This is a genomic window from Myxococcales bacterium (assembly GCA_016716835.1).
GTDB lineage: Bacteria > Myxococcota_A > Polyangia > Haliangiales > Haliangiaceae > JADJUW01.
The window spans coordinates 2,157,059-2,173,638 of record JADJUW010000001.1 but is presented as its reverse complement, the minus strand read 5'-3'; the positions used below and the strand labels follow the sequence as shown (position 1 = coordinate 2,173,638).

The following is a 16,580-nucleotide window of genomic DNA, read 5'->3' as shown; positions in this document are numbered from 1 at the left end:
CAGGCGCTGTCGGCGCACTAGCCGCGGCCAAGCCACGCCAGCAGCGGCCGTGCGACCTCATCGTCGAGGATGATGCCGAGGTTGCCGTCGTGGGCGGTGTGCCGGTCGCTGCCGGCGGTGCAGACCAGGCCGAGCGAGGCGCCCATCTCGGCAAAGCGTTGGCGTTCGCTTGGGCCGTAGCTGCCATAATATGCCTCGATGCCGGTGAGGCCTTCGTCCTTGTTGGCGCGCAGCAGGCTTTCCGCCGCGGCGCCATGCAAGTGTGGATGCGCGAGGGACATCTTGGCGCCCGCCGCGCGGCCTAGCGCCAGGCCTTCGGCCAAGGGCAGGCGGTGGCTCTGCACGTCAAAGGGGCCGCCGTCGTGGAGATAGCGCGTAAAGGCATCCTTGAACGAGGTGGCGTAGCCGGCCTTGATCATCGCCCGCGCCAGGTCGGGGCGGCCAACCGTCCGCTCACCGGCCTCGTTGATAATCCGCTCGACGTCGATCTTGAGCCCGGCGGCGGCGATCTTCTCGCCCATCTTGCGCAGGCGATCGCGGCGGGCGAGCTTGGCGTCGGCGAAATAGGCCTCGAGCACGTCCCAGTTGTCGCCGGTGTCGTAGGCGAGCACGTGAACGCTCGCGTCGTCGGCGTGGCATGAAATCTCCACGCCGCGCAGCACGCTGACCGTGGAACCGGCGAGATAGGCCGACAGCTCAGCGATGCCGCTGGTGGTGTCGTGGTCGGTCAGGCTCAGCAGCGACACCTGTGACGTCTTGGCGACCCCGGCCACCACGGCGGGCGCGTCAGTCCCGTCGGAGCGGGTAGAGTGGCAGTGCAGGTCGATGCGCATGGAAAAGATCCATTGGGTGGATCCTTCCAGGTTAGCCGTATCTGATCCATCGCGCAAGCTCGCGCAGCGTGGGACGCTTGCCGTACATCAGAATACCTACCCGATAGATGCGCGCGGCGAGCCACACCACGCCGGCCATGGAGAGCGCCAAGATGCCCAGCGACAGCGCGAGCTGGGCGGGCGTAGCGCCGCCGAGCAAATAGCGCATCGGCATCAAGATTGGCGACGAGAACGGGATGGTCGTCAGCACCTGCGCACCCACACCGCGCGGATCGTTGGTGATGACGCTAAAACACGCGACGGGTATGACCAGCAGCATGATGAGGGGCGCTTGAGCCTGCTGTGACTCCTGATCACTCGACACCATGGCGCCCACCGCGGCGTGCAGGGCGGCGTAAAAGAAGTAGCCGAGTAAAAAGTAGGCGAGGATAACCGCGACGTCGAGGCCGCCGATCGCGGGAATGTTGAAAGCTCCGGCGCCCTTGATGCCAAACCAGCCGAGAATGGTGCCACGGCCGTGCATGACCGCCAGCGCCATGCCCAGCCACACCGATATCTGCACCAGGCCGACCGCGCCGACGCCGAGGATTTTGCCGAGCAGCAGCGAGTGAGGCTTGGCGGCGGCCACCAGCAGCTCGACGACACGGCTGGTCTTCTCTTGCACTATGCTGCGCAGCACATTGGCGCAATAAAGCACGATCGCCATGTAGAGGATAAACATCACCGCGTAACCTACGAAAAACGCCGCCGCCCCAGAGGTCTCCTTCTTGTCGCCGGTGGTGTGCTCCGCTGTAAAATTCACGTCCCTTAGCACGCTGGCGAGCTTGTCATCGGGGACGCCCACCTTGCGACCTCGCTCTTCTAGTACCGCGCTTACCACCACCTTTTGCAGGTCGCCCACGACCTTTTGGTTGGTGCCATTGTCGCCGCGATACGAAATGGGACCGAGGTCGGTCGCATCGGTCGCTATTTCTAGGACGCCATCAATTTCTTCGTCGGCAATGCGCTTCATCCACGTTGCCGTCGTGGTGTCGGAGGGGATGACCTCGGTTTTCCAGCCGACTAGTTTCTTTGCAATGGGTTCGCCGAGCTTGCCGGAGTGGTCGATAATCTGCAGCCGCACGTCCTTGCCGCCGCTGCTGGCGATCAGCGCCGGCACCAAGATCATGGCCAACATGCCGACGGGGCCGAGCAGGGTGCCGATGATGAACCACTTGGTGCGTACGCGCTCGAGAAACTCGCGGCGCGCGATGACGAGCCATTCGCTACGCATGGGTCGCTCCAGCGCTCGGGTTGCGCGCGGCCACGGCCGCTTGGGCCTCGCCGACGCGGTCGACGAAAATTTCATGCAGGCTTGGGGTGAGCGCCTCAAAGCGGCGCAAATTCGCACCGCTCGCCACCAACGCCTGCAGCAAGCCCGAGATGCTCGCGCCCGCGGCGAGCTCGGCATAAAGGTCAGCCGCATCGCCTTGCCGCGGCGGTCGCGTGCGGCCAACCAGCGTTGTATTTTGCAGCACCGCCTGTGCCGTGGCTTGGTCGCCCGGCGTGGCAAAGGCGAGCGCCACTTGCGTATCGGCCGACGCCGCGCGCTTGATCTCCGCCAGGCCACCCGCAAGCACCACCTCGCCACGCGCGATAATGCAGACGTCGTCACAGATTTTTTCGGCCTGCTCCATTTGATGGGTCGAGAAAATCACGGTGTGGCCTTTTTGCTTTTGCTCGGTCACAACTTGTTGCAACACGTCGGCATTTATCGGGTCAAGCCCGCTCCACGGTTCGTCCAAGATTAGCAGTTGCGGCTCGTGAATCACGGCGCAGGCAAACTGCACCTTTTGCTGCATGCCCTTGGAGAGGTCCTGCACCATGTTGCGCGCCCATTGCGCAAGCCCCAGGCGATCGAGCCACGCCAGCGCGCGGCGCTTAGCCTCGCCGGCGCCCAAGCCGCGCAGCTCGGCCATAAACGCGATCATTTCGGCGACCTTCATCTTGGGGTAGAGCCCGCGCTCCTCGGGCAAATAGCCGATGAGCTTGCTCGCCGCGCGGCCAGGCCGCAGCTTGCCCAAAATCGTAATTTCGCCGCTATCGGGCGCAATGATGTCGTTGACCATGCGCAGCGTGGTCGACTTGCCTGCGCCGTTAGGCCCCAGGATGCCGTAGATGCTGCCGGCGGGCACGGTAAACGAGACGTCGCGAACCGCGACGTGATTGCCGTAGCGCTTGCTGATCGCCGCGATGTGCAGCGCCGTGCCGGCCTTGCCTTGGGCCGCGCTCATGACGGCTCCCCTAACAGCGTTTGCAAGATAGCCATGCGCATCGCGACGCCCATCGAGACTTGTTCCAAGATCACCGAGCGCGCGCTGTCGGCGATATCGGCGGTGAGTTCGACGCCGCGGTTGACCGGCCCCGGATGCATGATGATGGCGTCGGGCTTGGCAAACGCCATGGCGCGCGCGGAAATGCCGAATTGCGCGGCATAGGCGGCGGCGCTGGCGATGCGCGGCGATTGGCCAATGCGCTCGGTTTGCACGCGCAGCGCCATCACGACGTCAGCGCCGGCGAGCGCATCTTGCAGGCTGTAGTGCAACGTGGCGCGGCGCTGGCCGTCGACCACGCCGAGCTCGTCGATGCCCGCCGGCATCAGCGAATGCGGCGCGCACAGGCGCACCTGGCAGCCGAGCTTGGTCAGGCAAAGCACGTTCGAGCGCGCGACGCGCGAGTGCTGGATATCGCCGACAATCGCGACGATGAGGCCCTCAAGCTCGCCCTTATGCGCCGCGATGGTCGCGGCATCGAGCAGGGCCTGGCTTGGATGTTCGTGTTGGCCGTCGCCGGCGTTGATGATGGCGCACTGCAGATGGCGCGAGAGCAGGTGCGCGGTGCCGCTCTTGGCATGTCGTACCACAATGGCATCCGGCGCCATCGCCTCGAGGTTGAGCGCGGTGTCCATCATCGTCTCGCCCTTGGCCGTCGAAGAGGCGGTGGTGGCAATGGAAATGACATCGGCGCCAAGCCGCCGCGCGGCGATCTCAAACGAGGTGCGCGTGCGCGTCGAGTTCTCGAAAAACAGCGTGATGATGGTTTTGCCTGCCAGCGTGCTTTGGCGCGGCGGCGCGTGCGGCGCGGCGTAGCTCGCCGCCAATTGCAGCAGGCTCAAAATTTGTTGTCGTGAAAGGGCTTCAATGCCTAACAGGTGGCTCAAGCGGGTGGCATCGCCCATGGCCTATAGCGGTAACATACCCGGCTTGCCCTGTCCACGCGGCGACCTCCGCTTCGTCTTGGTGTATCGTGCCGCGATGGAAGACGCCTGGGTTGGCCGCCAGCTCGATCGATTTTCGATCGCACGGCTTATCGGCCGGGGCGCCATGGCCGACGTTTACCAAGCGACCGATCCGCTCGCGACCGACGGCGGGCCAGTGGCAATTAAAATCTTGCGGCAATCGCTCGCCAAGCGCCAAGAGATCGCCGAGCGCTTTCGCCGCGAGGCCGAGGCGCAGGCCAAGGTGACTCATCGCAACGTCGCGGCGCTCAAGGGCAGCGGCACCACCCCTAGCGGGCAGCCTTATCTGGTGCTCGAACTCCTGCGCGGGCGATCGCTGCGCGGGCTCATCAAGACCAGTGGCCCCATCGAAACCGGGCGCGCGCTTGCGTATATTTTGCAAGCCCTGCGCGGCTTGGCCGCGGTCCACGCCGAGGGCATCTTGCATCGCGATCTCAAGCCCGCGAATATCATGCTGGAAGATGCCAATGGCCTTAGTGCGGGTGCACGCGCGGGCACGGGTGGCGGTGGCGCAAGTGCGGGCTCCGGCGCGATCGAACGCGTGGTCCTGATCGACTTTGGCTTTGCCGTGCTTGAGGGCGCGACCAAGCTCACGCAGGTCGGGCACGTCGTCGGCAGCCTGCAATATCTCGCGCCCGAACGCTTGCGCGGCGAGGTTGGTGATGCGCGCTCTGACCTCTACTCGCTCGGCATCGTGCTGTTTGAGGCGCTGGCGGGCGTGCCGCCGTATGTCGCCGATTCCGATTTTGATCTGGTCGATCAACAATTGCACGCGCCCGTGCCCGAGGTGTCGTCGCGCAACCCGCGCGCCAAGGTGAGCGAGCCACTCCTCGAACTCATCGATCGCGCGCTGGCCAAGAAGCCCGAGCATCGCTTTCGCTCGGCAGAGGATATGGCGGCCTCCGTCGTCGCCTTGCAAAACGGCGTATTTCGCGCCAAATAGCGGTTGGGTCGCGCGGACGCGGCCAGCCCTAAGGCGTTGCTCTTCGCGTGAGCCGAACCGGAATGCCGTTGGTGGGGCGCAGGGTCGCCGCAGCCAACGGCTCATCGCGCGCGACGCTGTCAAAACGCCACGTGCGCAGCAGCTCGGCGAGCACGAGCTGAGCCTCCATATAGGCAAAGTGATTGCCAATGCAGATGCGCGGCCCGGCGCCGAAGGGCAGGTAGGCATAGCGGTGACGCGCGGCCTCTTGCTCGGGTAAAAATCTGTCAGGGTCGAACTGCTCGGGATTTGGCCACAGCGACGGCTTGTGATGCAGCGCAAACGGCGAAATCAGCACGTTGGTGCGCGCGGGCAGCTCGTAGCCTCCGAGCGTCAGCGGCATCGTGGTGTCGCGACCTATGATGTAAACCGGCGGATAGATGCGCAGGGCCTCGCGAAACACGCGCAGGCAGAGGCCCAGCCGCGGCAGGTCAGCCAGCGTCGGCGGGCCGGCAAGCGCATCGACCTCGGCTTGCACGCGCTGATACCACGCGGGATTTTGCATGAGCAGATAGATTGCCCACGCCAAGCCCGCCGCCGTGGTTTCGTGGCCGGCGACAAAGAGGGTGAGGATTTCGTCGCGCACCTGCTTGTCCGGCATCGCCTGGCCGTCTTCATCGCGCGCATCGAGAATGCGCGATAAGAGGTCGTGTTTGCCAGGGGTTGCCCGGCGATCCGCGATCATTTTGGCGACGCGGCGATCGAGCACGGCGATGGCCTGACGCAGCTTGGTGCCTTCGTCGCCTGGAATCCATAGCGGGCTCTCGAGGCGCCGCGCGCCACGCAGCAGCCACTGCGCCGCGCGCTCACTTTGTGGCGCCACCGCGCGCGCCGCCATCCACGCCATCATGCGTGCATAGGCGTGCGCAATAATGAGCGGACCGCCTTGGATGTTGCCGGTCCAGTCGAGCGCCACGGTGAGCGCATGCCCAAGCTCGTCGGCCTCGCTGATGGTGTCGGCGTCAAAGAGCGTCTTGCCGGCGACGCTCATCGCGATGTTGGTGGTTTCGTGGTGCAGCGCGAGTTGCTGGCCATCCTGCCACGTGGCGGTGGCCAGCCGCGCGCAGTCGGTCATGGCGGAGGCGTAGGCCTCGAGCGCCCTCGGCGTAAACAGCGGGGCCATCAGCTTGCGCTGCTTGCGCCACAGCTCGCCATTGGCGCTAAACAAGCCCTCGCCGGCGAGCGGATAGAGGCTAAAGCGCAGCATGAAGGCCTTCTCGATGTGCGCGACCTTGTCGACCAGCGCCTCGCCGATGACGCTCGGATCGTTAACGACTATCGTGTGCGCGCCAGGAAACGGCGTCTTGAGGCGAAACATTGGCTCAGGCCGCGCGGCGAGCCGGCGCAGCGCATTTAGCCGGTCGCTGCGAAAGTCTTGGTTGTGGCCCCAAAAGCCTTCGCCGCCTGGCGCCAAGGCCATGTCATCAAACTTCATGGTGCCAGCGTACCGGCGACCGCAGGCGGTGCCAATGCCTGGGTACACTTGCTATCGCTGCCTACCACGGCCTGCGGCGAATGGCCGCGAGACGCTTAGGTCCAGACCGCGTCGATCGTGATGCCGAGCAAATTGCCATCGGCGTCTTTGCCAAAAATTACGATCGTGTACGTGCCCGCATCTTCGCGCAAGGAACCATCGGCATTGGCGGGGCCAATGATCGCACCGCGTACCGACGTGAGCTCGTAGGCGATCAGCCCGGCAATTTCTTCCCACGCCGCCGCGCTAGCCGGGTCGTTGTTGTCCTGGGAAAGCTCGATGGCATCTTCGAGAAACCACAACGCCTTGCTCTTGCTCCAGAATTGGAACGCTTGGTTGGGGCCAAGGTACCCGCCCTCCTTGAGCACCTTCGTGAACTTTAGGCGCGTGATGTTGCCGCTAAAGGGCGCTTCGAACAGGCGCGCGGTTGCATCGCCCTCGGATATGTAGTTGGCCTTGGCCGCGAGGCGCGCCAGCTCGCTGGGGAGGTAGCTCGCAAAGCCATAAAACGTCGTGGTGTCATTGAGATGCACTGCCAAGCTGCCGCCGGCGCCGTCGTTGTTGTCGTGATAATAGGCGGCTAGTGGCGAGAGGTCGATGCTCAGCTCGTCGACCACCAAGAAGTCGCACGAAGCCTCACCGTCAGCCACCGTGGTTAGGTAAAGGTCAACCGCATCGGGGCCGCCAACGGTGGGCTCGCTCGAACCATTCCAGCACAGGCGGTAGTCGGCCTTGGCGCAACCGCCGTACTCGACGGTTGCCAGCAAGGTGTCGCCGTCGAGGGACGTTTCGTTCACCAGGATGCGAGGCGGCAGCGCGCCGAACTCGGCCGGGCTGCACGGCTCGATGGCCACGGGGGTTGCCGCAGCCTTATCGGTTGCCGAATCGGTGCCGTCTTCTTGTCCACCGGGGGCAAGGCATCCAAAAAGGGCGCCACTGGCCACCCACGTCGCCGCTACAAGACTTGTTCTGCTAGCTAATTTCATGTCCGTATTCTCCTCTGACGCGACGCGCTGCAAGGAGCGGACCAAGGCGCAGGGAGCTCGAAGCGAAATTGTGGTCAAGGTATTACATTTGCAAATATGTAATATTTATTATTAAAAGTGAGATCTGTGTCGAGTGTTTAAGCGGCGCGCCAAGAGCGCCATGTGGCTACGCCGGTTGCGGCGGCTACGCGAGTCGCCGCTTATTTCGGCGATAGCGCGATCGTGCCGGCGTCGGTCGTCTCGCCGTGGCGGATGGTGGCGGTGAAGGTGGCGGGCCGCATGCCGGTAACGCCTACCTCAAACTCGTGTTTGCCGGCGGGTACTCCGGCGAGCAGGGTTTCCCCTTGGAGGTTGGTGCCGCAGCTATTTGCGAGCGTCGGCGGGCGAGGCTTTTTGCGCCTTACCTCCTCGGTTGGCGTTGTTACGCACACCCCGGTGGTAGTGATCGGCAGGCCATTAGGGCCACGCACGACAACTCGCACGCTGCCCGCTTGCGGCAAGGTGAGCACCACGTCTGAGGTCCCGGTCTTGGCATTGGCTTTGGCGCTTGGTTTGCGTTCAGACGTAAACGCCGCGTCGATCGCGGTTACGACATACTCGCCGGGCAGCAGGCCGCCGATCACAAATTCGCCATCGGCGTTGGTGATGGTCGTCGGCGGCCCCATTATCGCGAGCATGGACTTAAGCGCAATCGGCTCTGTGCTTGCATAGCTCGCGCTCACTTGTGCGCCATCGGCTGGCGTGCCGTCTGGCTGCAGCACGCGGCCCGCAAGCTGCGAGGTCGCAGTCTCGATGAGGCGTAACTCGACCGCTGGAGTCTCCTCGCGCAAGAAGTCTACGTCAACGACGTTGGAAACGTGCGCTCCGAACGACGCCACAACGCCAAACCCGCCTTCTTGAAGGGCCGACAGAGAAATCGCAAACGCACCAAGCTCGTCGGTCGCGACGACGCCGACATACGGAGCTGGCAAATAGGCGCCCTTAAACATCGAAGCAAACGGCGCGTATTCGGCAGGCGCTGCGCCCAGACCCGCACCCATATCGTCCAACTTGATGCCTAATCGTACCAGCGCGCCGACAACTGGCTCGCCGCGTTCATTGCGCACCGTGCCACGGATGACGCGATTCGGTGCAAGCACAATCTTGTATGGCTTCTCCGCCGTCCCGTCACCTTCGCCAGCAGTGGTTCCCGTGCCGAAGTCGGGGTGTCTAGCGACAATTTGCTTCTCGAGAGCGGCAGGGACTCCACCTTTTATCGTTCCAATAGTCGCCGCGGGAATCGCAAATTTCCCCGCGCTATCACTATACGTCTCGCACGGAAAGTCGACGAATCGCGAAATGCATACCTTTGGCGCCGCCGCCCCGCTGCGCTGCAGCACCACGCCGTGCACCGAGTCGCTGGCGACCAGCTCGACGGTTATCTGATCGCGCAAGCGCGGCCCGCGGGAAAATGCCAGCAAGCTGCTCGCATAGCCGGTCGCGGTAACATTGTATTGGCCAAATCCGAACGGCATCCCGCGCACAAGGGCTTTGCCAGCGGCGTCGGTTTCCGCCGTAATCGAGAAGGCTTGCTCAGCGGTGCGACCGGCCTCGATCGTCGTCATTGAAATTTTGGCGCCCGCGATGGGCTCTTTGGTGCCGTGGACTATTACCAGAAACTCAAGCTCCGCACCGGGATGAACGACGAGCGTCACCGGCTCAGACGTGGCGGTGAGCAGTAGCGACATCGGACCCGCAACCCCCGCCTCGCCGCGCGCATAGAGGCGATACAATTGCGCGATTAGGCCTTCGAAAACAAACGAGCCGTCGTCCTCGGTGATTGCCGTGCGTCGCGGAAAGCCGCTTAGCGCGACTTCGATGCCCGGCACGGGGGCCTCCTTGGCGTCGATGACGCGGCCTTCTAGGCGCAACGTCCCGATTGGATCCACGGGTTCGTATTGCAGGCCTGTGCTGGTGGCGCCGCCGACCGGTCCGCCGCTGCCACGCTTTTTACTCGCGGCGGGTTGGGTCGACGACGACCGCGTCCCATCAGACGTCGTGGTTGCCGCGCGCTCGCGCGTGGCCGGGAAAAACGTGCGCCGCACAAACAGCCCGGCGCCCACCATCAAGGCGATTAGCGCGACGGCACGGATCACCCGTTGCTGAAGGCGCCGCTTCCTTGCCATGTCGGCCGCGTTATTTGTCAATGCCCATTCCCATAATCGAATAACCCTTGTCGACGTGCACGACTTCGCCGGTTATGCCGCTGGCTAGCGGGCTGCATAGAAATGCGGCCGCCGTGCCGACCTCGCGCGCGGTGAGCGAATCGGGCAGGGGGCTGTTCTTGCCGACGTAGTCGATAATCTGCGCCACGGCGCCAATGGCGCTGGCGGCGCGCGACGCATATGGCCCCGCCGAAATGCAGTTGACGCGGTGGCCGTACTGCCTGCCTGCCTCAAAAGCGAGTGTCCGAGTATCGGACTGCAGCGCCGCCTTGGCCGCCGACATGCCGCCGCCATAGCCAGGAATCACGCGGTCCGCCGCGAGATACGACAACGACAAGAAAGCGCCGCCGCGCTTCATCAGCGGTGAGAACTGCTTGACCATCGACACTAGCGAATAGCTCGACGCGCTCATCGCCGCCAGATAGCCAGCGCGGCTGGTCGCCATCAGCGGCTTTTTGACCTCAGGGCCATTGGCGAGGCTGTGCACAACAATATCGACGCCGCCCGGGCCAAAGTCTTTCAGCATCGCTTCGGCGACGCCGGCGATGGTGAAATCGCCGAGGTCGCGATAACGCCGGTTATCGAGCAGCGCTTGCGGCACGATGTCCCAATTATCAAAATCCGCATCGAGCGGATAAATTTTCTCGAAGCTCAGCTTGCTGCCGTCGGGCATCGCGAGCGACTCATCCATCTTGCGCTCGAGCAGCGTCTTAAACAGGCTGAGCGCCGGCGGCCACGTGCCGACGCAAATCGTCGCCCCCGCCTCGGCGAGCGCCTTGGCGATCGCAAAGCCAAACCCACCGTCATCTGCCACGCCCGCGACCAGCGCGCGCTTCCCTTTAAGATTGATTCCAAGCATGCCTTAGGCATCCCGCACCTGGCCCGCAAACACAACCCGTTGCGGCAGCGATGCGCTGCCCGAGTTTTTAAGCCATTGAGCGCACCTTCACTATGAGATGCTGGAACAATTATCGCGTGTGACGGTGTTCCAACATCGGCCAAATAGCCTCGGTGGGGCCTTGCCACTGACCGAGGCCGCTGAGAGGATTGAATGGTGAAAACAAAAGGGAAGGTCGTTGCTATCGAGGGTGTTGCAGATCTCGACCGTGGAGGAGGCGCGGTGAAGGAAGGGCGCCATTGGAGGGGCGTTGTTTTTCTTCGCCCCTGGCGCATATTGCCAGATGGTGATTCGTCCAAGGCGCTGTTGCGCGTGTTGTTGCCACCGCACTTGAATTCAGGCGATGCCGTTCGCTCCTCCAAGAGGCTAACAACAGGCAAGACCTACCGGTTTTCCGCCACCCTGCAACCTCGCCGACCGAATAGACTGATCACTTCAGAATTGACCGGACGGTTTGTGCGGGTTCAAGGGAGCAGTGGTCTCGGGAGAGCTGACAAAACTGTGTCTGCAACAATTCGACTGAAGGATCCGGTGCTAGGCGCACTCATTCGCCGGGCACGCACTCAAACGTATGAAGGTCGCCTGAAACTGTATGGGCGAACCGTTAGCCTTCTTGTCGACGAGGATGCCATTGCGGGGGCCTCGGCACTCTTCGCAAAAACAAGTCTGAGGTTCGCCGAAGTGCCCAAGTTCATAGCAAAAAAAATGCTTCGACTTGCAAACGAGACTTGGCTCGACAAGCCGATCTCTGAAAACGAATTTCTTCGGCGGCTGAAGCCAACGGAAGTTCGAGTTGATTCGAAGTCGGTTTGCTTGGACTTCTCGTGTGGTGAGATATTTGGCGATCACGGTCTTGTCGTTAAGTTGACGGGTCGTGGGGGAATCCGCGACGTACAATTGCAATAGTAGATATCTAGGGTCACTCTCAGCTCCCGATTAGCCTGTCATCCTTGGGGGGACTCACGGGGGTAGATTCCCTATTGCTTTCAATTATATGCAGACCAAAGAGCGGAATTTCCATTGCCGCGGTCTGCGTGTGCGGTTCAAATCCATCGGGACCAGCAATGCCCACGTCGTCTTTGGCGTTGACGAGGGCTTGAGGTGCGTAAAGCCACGTCGTGTGTACGCGTTAGCGCGGGCAGCACTTGGCTTGCGATGGAGCGCCGGGGCGCTGGCCATTTAAAGCCGCGCCCGGCGCAATGAAACGATGAGGAGCGTCCCTGATCGCTCACACTTTCTTTACTGGCGTCGGTGAAATTTTCTACGAACGAAACAATGCGCCGGCCGCGGCCAAAAGAACGGCCAGCGGCCCGGCGCCACATGGTGGTCCTCCTAAGGAATTTCATCCTGGTCACAATATTCAGATGACCATTACTAAGGTCGCCCTATTCAATGAACGGCGACGCCTCTCCAAATCCGCCAACCGAAGCCCCACTATCGTGAGCACGCTGGCAATGGTGCGATGCGCTGCCCGGGAAGACCTAGCCGGGGGCCGCAAGATAGTCGGCCCGAAGACAAGTGATCCCATCGTCTGAGCCTGCGGTGGGGCAGGTTGTCCTCAGCTCGCCAGAGCTCAGCGGCGCTGCGCTAGCGTTGATCAGCACTTACGCCTGCCAATTGGGCTGGCACGGGTGATGCATTATGTCAGGTTTATGTCGAAAAACCTAATTGTCGCAATAGTTGTGGCCCTCGCGACCGGGCCTATAGGCATGGCCAATGCTGCCAAGCGCACGTCCCCTGCTACGTCGGTGCGACCAGCGGCAGCCCAGGGCGCCTCCACCGTGAGCGCGCGTGGCAAGCGGGGCCTGCTCAGCGCCAAAAAGCGGCAATCTAAGCAGGCTTCCAACGTCTCGCTCGGCGGCGCGCTCTCGCCGCTTGGCGCGGCCGATCACCCGCTACAAATCGAAGCTGACCTCCATGCCGCCGACAGCGTCGAAAACCCGCACGAGCGCCGCCAAGCCATAGCCAAGGCCAAGGGGGCCATAGCCGCCTACGATGCCAAACATCCTGGGCGAACGTGGGCGCGCGGCCTCGAAGCCGATAACGTCAAGCAAGTCTTCACGACCGCTATGGCGGAAGGCCAGGCGACCAAAGTCTTTCGATCAGCAAGAACAATGGTAATCGCGGCCACCTTGAACGTCGTGGCCGCGGCGATTGGCCTTTCCATTGGGCATGATCTCGTCGACGTTGGCCAGGCTGACGTTACCGGCTTGAACGCCATCATGTTAGTGGCCGGGTACGGCAACGCGACCATGGCGACGTATCTCGCGCGCGAATACAAGCAGGCAAAGACCAAGCTCGCTGGCGCCATTGATGCGAGCTCTCGAGCCTTCGTTAGGTTCGCCGAGTTCAACAATCTAATTAGCCGCACCAAGTAGGGCGGACTAGGGCGGACTAGGGTCACTCTCAGCTCCCAATTTGCCTGCAATTATCAGATGTTGGATCCGGTGCTGCGTAGTCACGTTCTCTGCAACGTGATCACGCAGTAGCCTAACTAACCAGTGGAAATAGCGTTTGAATTTCGGGCCGAGAGTGACCCCTAGTCGTAGCGCAGGCCGTCGACGGGCTGCATGCGGGCGGCGCGCAGCGAGGGCAGCAACGTCGCAAGCCAGCTGATGATCATCGTGATGCCGGCGACCAGCAGCACTTCCATCGGGATAACTCGTATAGGCAGGCGGTCGATCATGTAGACCGCCGGATCGAGGCGGAAACCAAATGACGAGATGAGCCAGGACGTGAGCAGCCCGAGGCCAACGCCGAGGGTGGTGCCAATCACGCCAATCGCGCTGCCGACGATGAGGAAGACGTCGCCGATGCGGCGGTCGGTGGCGCCCATGGATTTGAGCATCGAGACCTCGCGGCTTTTTTGCGTGACCATGGTGGCGAGCGCGGCGATCATGTTGAACGCGGCGACGATGACGATCACCGTCATCACGATCATCATGACAATTTTTTGCGTGCGTACCGCCTTAAATAGCGGGCGATTAAGCTCGAACCAATCCTTGACGTCGAAGTCAAAGCCGCGGTCGAGTTCTCGCAGCGCGCGGCGCAGCTTGTCGCCGACCCGCTTGGCCTCGTCGACGTCGCGCACCTTAAGCTCCACGCCCGTGACCAGGTTGCCGCGCGCCAGCAGCGCTTGGCCTTCGTGCAGCCCGACGTACATGAGGCGCTTGTCGTATTCTTCAAAGCCCGAGTAAAAAATGCCTGCCACCCGGTAGCTGCGGGTACGGGGTGTCGGCACCCGCAAGTTGCTCGCCTCGAGCTCACTCGCCGCCACGGGAATGACAACGCGGATATCGGAACCCACCTCGACCCCGAGCTTTTTAGCGAGCTCTTGCCCAATGATAATCGGCGCGGCGACGCCGGGCGCGGCTGGCTTTTCTCCGGCGGCGAGGTCGGCCACCTTGCCCTTGACCATGTGGCGATCGAGATCGAGCGTTTCAGCGGCCCGCGCCGGGTCGATGCCCTTGATCGCGACGCCTGAAATCTTGCCGCGGCCGTTGGTGACCAGCATTTCGGTGAAAACAAACGGCTGCACGCCGACCACCTGCGGATCGATGTTGCGCGCGATGCGCTCGACCTGCTCGTAGTCGACAAAGTCGGGGCGCTGCACGATCACGTGCGCATTGACGCCGAGCACCTTGTCGCGAAACTGTTGTTCGAAGCCCGTGGTGACCGCCATCACCGTAGTGAGCGCCGCCACGCCAAAGACCACCCCCAGCATCGCGACGCTGGTGAAGACGGTGAACAAGGCAAGCAGCGCCGTCACGATGGCGCTGGCGCTGGCAATAAACACCATGATGGCGGTCGTCTGGCCGCCGATGTCGTTTAGCAGCAGCAAGCTGAGGACCACCGCCACGGCGAGGCTGACGATCGAGGATCGTGCCATCGCGCGGTCGCCGCTGCCGTAGAGGTAGCGCTTGCCTATAAACGACGCGTACGTCATGGCCCTAGGCCTTGGCCTGCCGACGTTCCCAGAACGCGATGCCGGCGACGATGATCAAGATCGAGATGATCGCCACGATCGGGCTATTTACCTGCGCCGCATCTTGCGGCATCGCAAATGATTCACCCATCACGGTCTTGGCGCGACCAATGGCCAACGCGATGCGGCCCTGCACGGTGAAGCCAAAGCTGGCGCCAAAGCCAATCATCAAGATCCACACGCCAAAGCGCGAATAGCCGCCGATCAGGCCCTTGTGCGCAAACGAGTAATAGAAATAGAGCAGGGTGGCCAGCGTGCCGAGCAGCAGCAGCACGTTAGAAAACACGCCAAACCAGTTGACCTGGCGGTCCGCGACGCCGGCCTTGGCGTCGAGGCCAACTAGTTGGCCGCGCTTAACGCTCAGCACCTCGCGCTCATCGGCCGAGAGCGAGGCGCGCGTCATGGCGTCGCCAACGTCCTTAAATGGGGTCACCTTGCGTTCGTCGACGAGCTTGGCGGCGGTAACCGGCGTCATGCCTGGCAGCGCGCCCAGCGCCTCGGCACTCGCGGTGTTGAGATTCATTTTTTCGACATAGAGCGGCCGGCTCGCCTGGCCAAGCTGCTTGCCGAGGTCGCTTTGCACCAGCGCGTTGATCTGTAAGCCCGCGTAAAGGCCAACGACCAGTGCCAGCGGATAACGGCCGATCCAACTGTGCTTGCGCGAAAGCGCCTTCGTAAACATCAGCGCGATGAGCAGCAGCGGCACCAGCTTCCACCACCCCGACGAAAACCACGGCTCATAGTTTTGGCCGGCGAGCAGCTTGTCCCACATCGACATCAGGCCCGCGCCCTTTTCGCCCTCGCCAAAGCCAAATTGGTGCATGAGCGGGACCACGAGCTTTTCCTTAAGGCCATCGTGATACTGCTGCACGATCACGTAGCCGAGCGAGACGCCAATAAACAGGTGCTCGGCAAATTTGTAGAAAGGGTTGTCTTTGTAGAGATACGACAAAATACAGATCGTAAGAAAAATTGCGATCCAGTAACCAATCACGTCCATGGTAGCTAGCGGCGTCATGCGGCCCCCTTGGGTTGTGGCACGGCGCGCCCGGATGCGCGGCGCGCGCGTCGCCCAACAAAATAGATGATGTTGCCGAGGATGATCGCGAGCACGACGACCATGTGGCCAAAGTTGAGGACGTCGGCGCCCTTGATCGCCGAGCCATTGCGGCCTACCAGCACCTCGTATTCGGCGGCCGACACCAGGCCGCCCACGACGCCGAGCAATTGGCCCGATTGATAATACGGCGCCAGGTCGGTCAGCAGGACGGCGGTGCAAGAGGCGATCATCTTGAGGCCGTAGCGCGCCTGCACGTACTGCACATATTCTTTGGCACCAGGCGAGCCAGCCGAGATCAAAATCGACAGCTTGAAGTCTTTGAGCGCCTTGATGCCGCTCATAAAAGGAATGTTGTCGAGCAGCGTGCCGTCGTTGGCGCGGCCGTCGAACGTTTTGCGCAGATCCGCGCCCATGTTCGCGATGGTCGCGGTCTTGCCTTCGCGAAATCCAAGATACACGTAGTCGACATTTTTCTTATAGACGCGATCTTTGGCGCCCTTGTAGCTCTTGTCGCCTTCGGGAATAAGCTGCGTTTCCAGGCCGGAGCGAATCCAACTCTCCACTAGTGGCGGCGCCGAATACCACGTGGTCGCGATCACGATCTTAACGTTCTTGCGCTTGAGGTGGAGCATGACCGCTTTATAGAAAGGCTCCAGTTCGGGTGTCGACGCTGGGTCGAGATCCAGCGAGAGAAACACCACGTCATTTTCTTTGAGCGCCTCAACCTGCGAATAGGCGGCGCGTACCATCGGGGTGGGCACCACAGGGATCCCGCACGGCCGCAAGAGCGGCAGCACGATGGCAAACCCCATGATGAGAAATAGCCAGCGGCGGTCAAACGCAGCGAGCCGCGTCGTCCAATCGGGTGAAGCGTTTGCCAT

Annotated in this window: 14 protein-coding genes; 3 read left to right on the top strand and 11 right to left on the bottom strand. The window is 62.3% G+C overall.

The window, feature by feature from the left end; translation table 11 throughout:
- Positions 1–17: 17 nt before the first annotated feature.
- The 4 genes from IPL79_09640 to IPL79_09625 are packed head-to-tail and all read right to left on the bottom strand — an operon-like array spanning position 18 to position 4,050.
- Positions 18–833 (bottom strand): phosphatase, encoded by an 816-nt coding sequence (locus IPL79_09640; GenBank protein ID MBK9071247.1) that lies wholly within the window; start codon positions 831–833, stop codon positions 18–20.
- 31 nt (positions 834–864) lie between these two features.
- Complete coding sequence (locus tag IPL79_09635; protein MBK9071246.1) at positions 865–2,106, bottom strand: ABC transporter permease; 1,242 nt, start codon at positions 2,104–2,106, stop codon at positions 865–867.
- Positions 2,099–3,106 carry an ATP-binding cassette domain-containing protein gene (locus IPL79_09630; GenBank protein ID MBK9071245.1) on the bottom strand — a complete coding sequence of 336 codons (1,008 nt, stop codon included), beginning with the start codon at positions 3,104–3,106 and terminating at the stop codon, positions 2,099–2,101. Before IPL79_09630 ends, IPL79_09635 begins: the two co-directional genes overlap by 8 nt.
- Entirely contained in the window at positions 3,103–4,050 is a 948-nt protein-coding gene (locus tag IPL79_09625) for an aspartate carbamoyltransferase catalytic subunit (GenBank protein ID MBK9071244.1), read from the bottom strand. The genes IPL79_09630 and IPL79_09625 overlap by 4 nt, the downstream gene beginning before the upstream one ends.
- Before the next feature lie 25 nt (positions 4,051–4,075).
- Between IPL79_09625 and IPL79_09620 the strand changes: the two genes are divergently transcribed.
- Positions 4,076–5,053: a serine/threonine protein kinase gene (locus IPL79_09620; GenBank protein MBK9071243.1), complete on the top strand. Its 978-nt coding sequence runs from the start codon at positions 4,076–4,078 to the stop codon at positions 5,051–5,053.
- Between the two features lie 28 nt (positions 5,054–5,081).
- Here IPL79_09620 and IPL79_09615 read toward each other — a convergent pair whose 3' ends face one another.
- From IPL79_09615 to IPL79_09600, 4 genes are all read right to left on the bottom strand, one after another.
- Positions 5,082–6,527 carry a cytochrome P450 gene (locus tag IPL79_09615; GenBank protein ID MBK9071242.1) on the bottom strand — a complete coding sequence of 482 codons (1,446 nt, stop codon included), beginning with the start codon at positions 6,525–6,527 and terminating at the stop codon, positions 5,082–5,084.
- A gap of 95 nt (positions 6,528–6,622) precedes the next feature.
- On the bottom strand, positions 6,623–7,552 hold the full coding sequence (locus IPL79_09610) for a hypothetical protein (protein ID MBK9071241.1): 930 nt from the start codon (positions 7,550–7,552) through the stop codon (positions 6,623–6,625).
- Positions 7,553–7,752: 200 nt separating this feature from the next.
- Positions 7,753–9,717 carry a carboxypeptidase regulatory-like domain-containing protein gene (locus IPL79_09605; GenBank protein ID MBK9071240.1) on the bottom strand — a complete coding sequence of 655 codons (1,965 nt, stop codon included), beginning with the start codon at positions 9,715–9,717 and terminating at the stop codon, positions 7,753–7,755.
- 10 nt (positions 9,718–9,727) lie between these two features.
- Positions 9,728–10,615, bottom strand: coding sequence for an enoyl-[acyl-carrier-protein] reductase (locus tag IPL79_09600; GenBank protein ID MBK9071239.1), 888 nt, complete (start codon positions 10,613–10,615; stop codon positions 9,728–9,730).
- 192 nt (positions 10,616–10,807) lie between these two features.
- On the opposite strand from IPL79_09600, the gene IPL79_09595 reads away from it, so the two are divergent.
- A complete protein-coding gene (locus IPL79_09595) occupies positions 10,808–11,560 on the top strand; it encodes a DUF2262 domain-containing protein (GenBank protein ID MBK9071238.1) in 753 nt (250 codons plus the stop codon).
- Positions 11,561–12,306: 746 nt separating this feature from the next.
- On the top strand, positions 12,307–13,032 hold the full coding sequence (locus IPL79_09590; GenBank protein ID MBK9071237.1) for a hypothetical protein: 726 nt from the start codon (positions 12,307–12,309) through the stop codon (positions 13,030–13,032).
- Between the two features lie 161 nt (positions 13,033–13,193).
- On the opposite strand, the gene IPL79_09585 is transcribed toward IPL79_09590, so the two are convergent.
- From IPL79_09585 to IPL79_09575, 3 genes are read right to left on the bottom strand one after another with little or no spacing between them, the layout of a single operon-like run.
- Positions 13,194–14,600, bottom strand: coding sequence for an ABC transporter permease (locus tag IPL79_09585; protein MBK9071236.1), 1,407 nt, complete (start codon positions 14,598–14,600; stop codon positions 13,194–13,196).
- A 4-nt stretch (positions 14,601–14,604) separates the two neighbouring features.
- Positions 14,605–15,657 carry a helix-hairpin-helix domain-containing protein gene (locus IPL79_09580; protein ID MBK9071235.1) on the bottom strand — a complete coding sequence of 351 codons (1,053 nt, stop codon included), beginning with the start codon at positions 15,655–15,657 and terminating at the stop codon, positions 14,605–14,607.
- Positions 15,654–16,580 (bottom strand): hypothetical protein, encoded by a 927-nt coding sequence (locus tag IPL79_09575; protein MBK9071234.1) that lies wholly within the window; start codon positions 16,578–16,580, stop codon positions 15,654–15,656. The genes IPL79_09580 and IPL79_09575 overlap by 4 nt, the downstream gene beginning before the upstream one ends.

Bases quoted from the DNA above. Each gene is read 5' to 3' on its own strand.
- IPL79_09640 (MBK9071247.1), bottom strand. From the start codon at position 833: ATGCGCATCGACCTGCACTGCCACTCTACCCGCTCCGACGGGACTGAC.
- IPL79_09635 (MBK9071246.1), bottom strand. From the start codon at position 2,106: ATGCGTAGCGAATGGCTCGTCATCGCGCGCCGCGAGTTTCTCGAGCGC.
- IPL79_09630 (MBK9071245.1), bottom strand. From the start codon at position 3,106: ATGAGCGCGGCCCAAGGCAAGGCCGGCACGGCGCTGCACATCGCGGCG.
- IPL79_09625 (MBK9071244.1), bottom strand. From the start codon at position 4,050: ATGGGCGATGCCACCCGCTTGAGCCACCTGTTAGGCATTGAAGCCCTT.
- IPL79_09615 (MBK9071242.1), bottom strand. From the start codon at position 6,527: ATGAAGTTTGATGACATGGCCTTGGCGCCAGGCGGCGAAGGCTTTTGG.
- IPL79_09610 (MBK9071241.1), bottom strand. From the start codon at position 7,552: ATGAAATTAGCTAGCAGAACAAGTCTTGTAGCGGCGACGTGGGTGGCC.
- IPL79_09605 (MBK9071240.1), bottom strand. From the start codon at position 9,717: ATGGCAAGGAAGCGGCGCCTTCAGCAACGGGTGATCCGTGCCGTCGCG.
- IPL79_09600 (MBK9071239.1), bottom strand. From the start codon at position 10,615: ATGCTTGGAATCAATCTTAAAGGGAAGCGCGCGCTGGTCGCGGGCGTG.
- IPL79_09595 (MBK9071238.1), top strand. From the start codon at position 10,808: ATGGTGAAAACAAAAGGGAAGGTCGTTGCTATCGAGGGTGTTGCAGAT.
- IPL79_09590 (MBK9071237.1), top strand. From the start codon at position 12,307: ATGTCGAAAAACCTAATTGTCGCAATAGTTGTGGCCCTCGCGACCGGG.
- IPL79_09585 (MBK9071236.1), bottom strand. From the start codon at position 14,600: ATGACGTACGCGTCGTTTATAGGCAAGCGCTACCTCTACGGCAGCGGC.
- IPL79_09580 (MBK9071235.1), bottom strand. From the start codon at position 15,657: ATGACGCCGCTAGCTACCATGGACGTGATTGGTTACTGGATCGCAATT.
- IPL79_09575 (MBK9071234.1), bottom strand. From the start codon at position 16,580: ATGGCAAACGCTTCACCCGATTGGACGACGCGGCTCGCTGCGTTTGAC.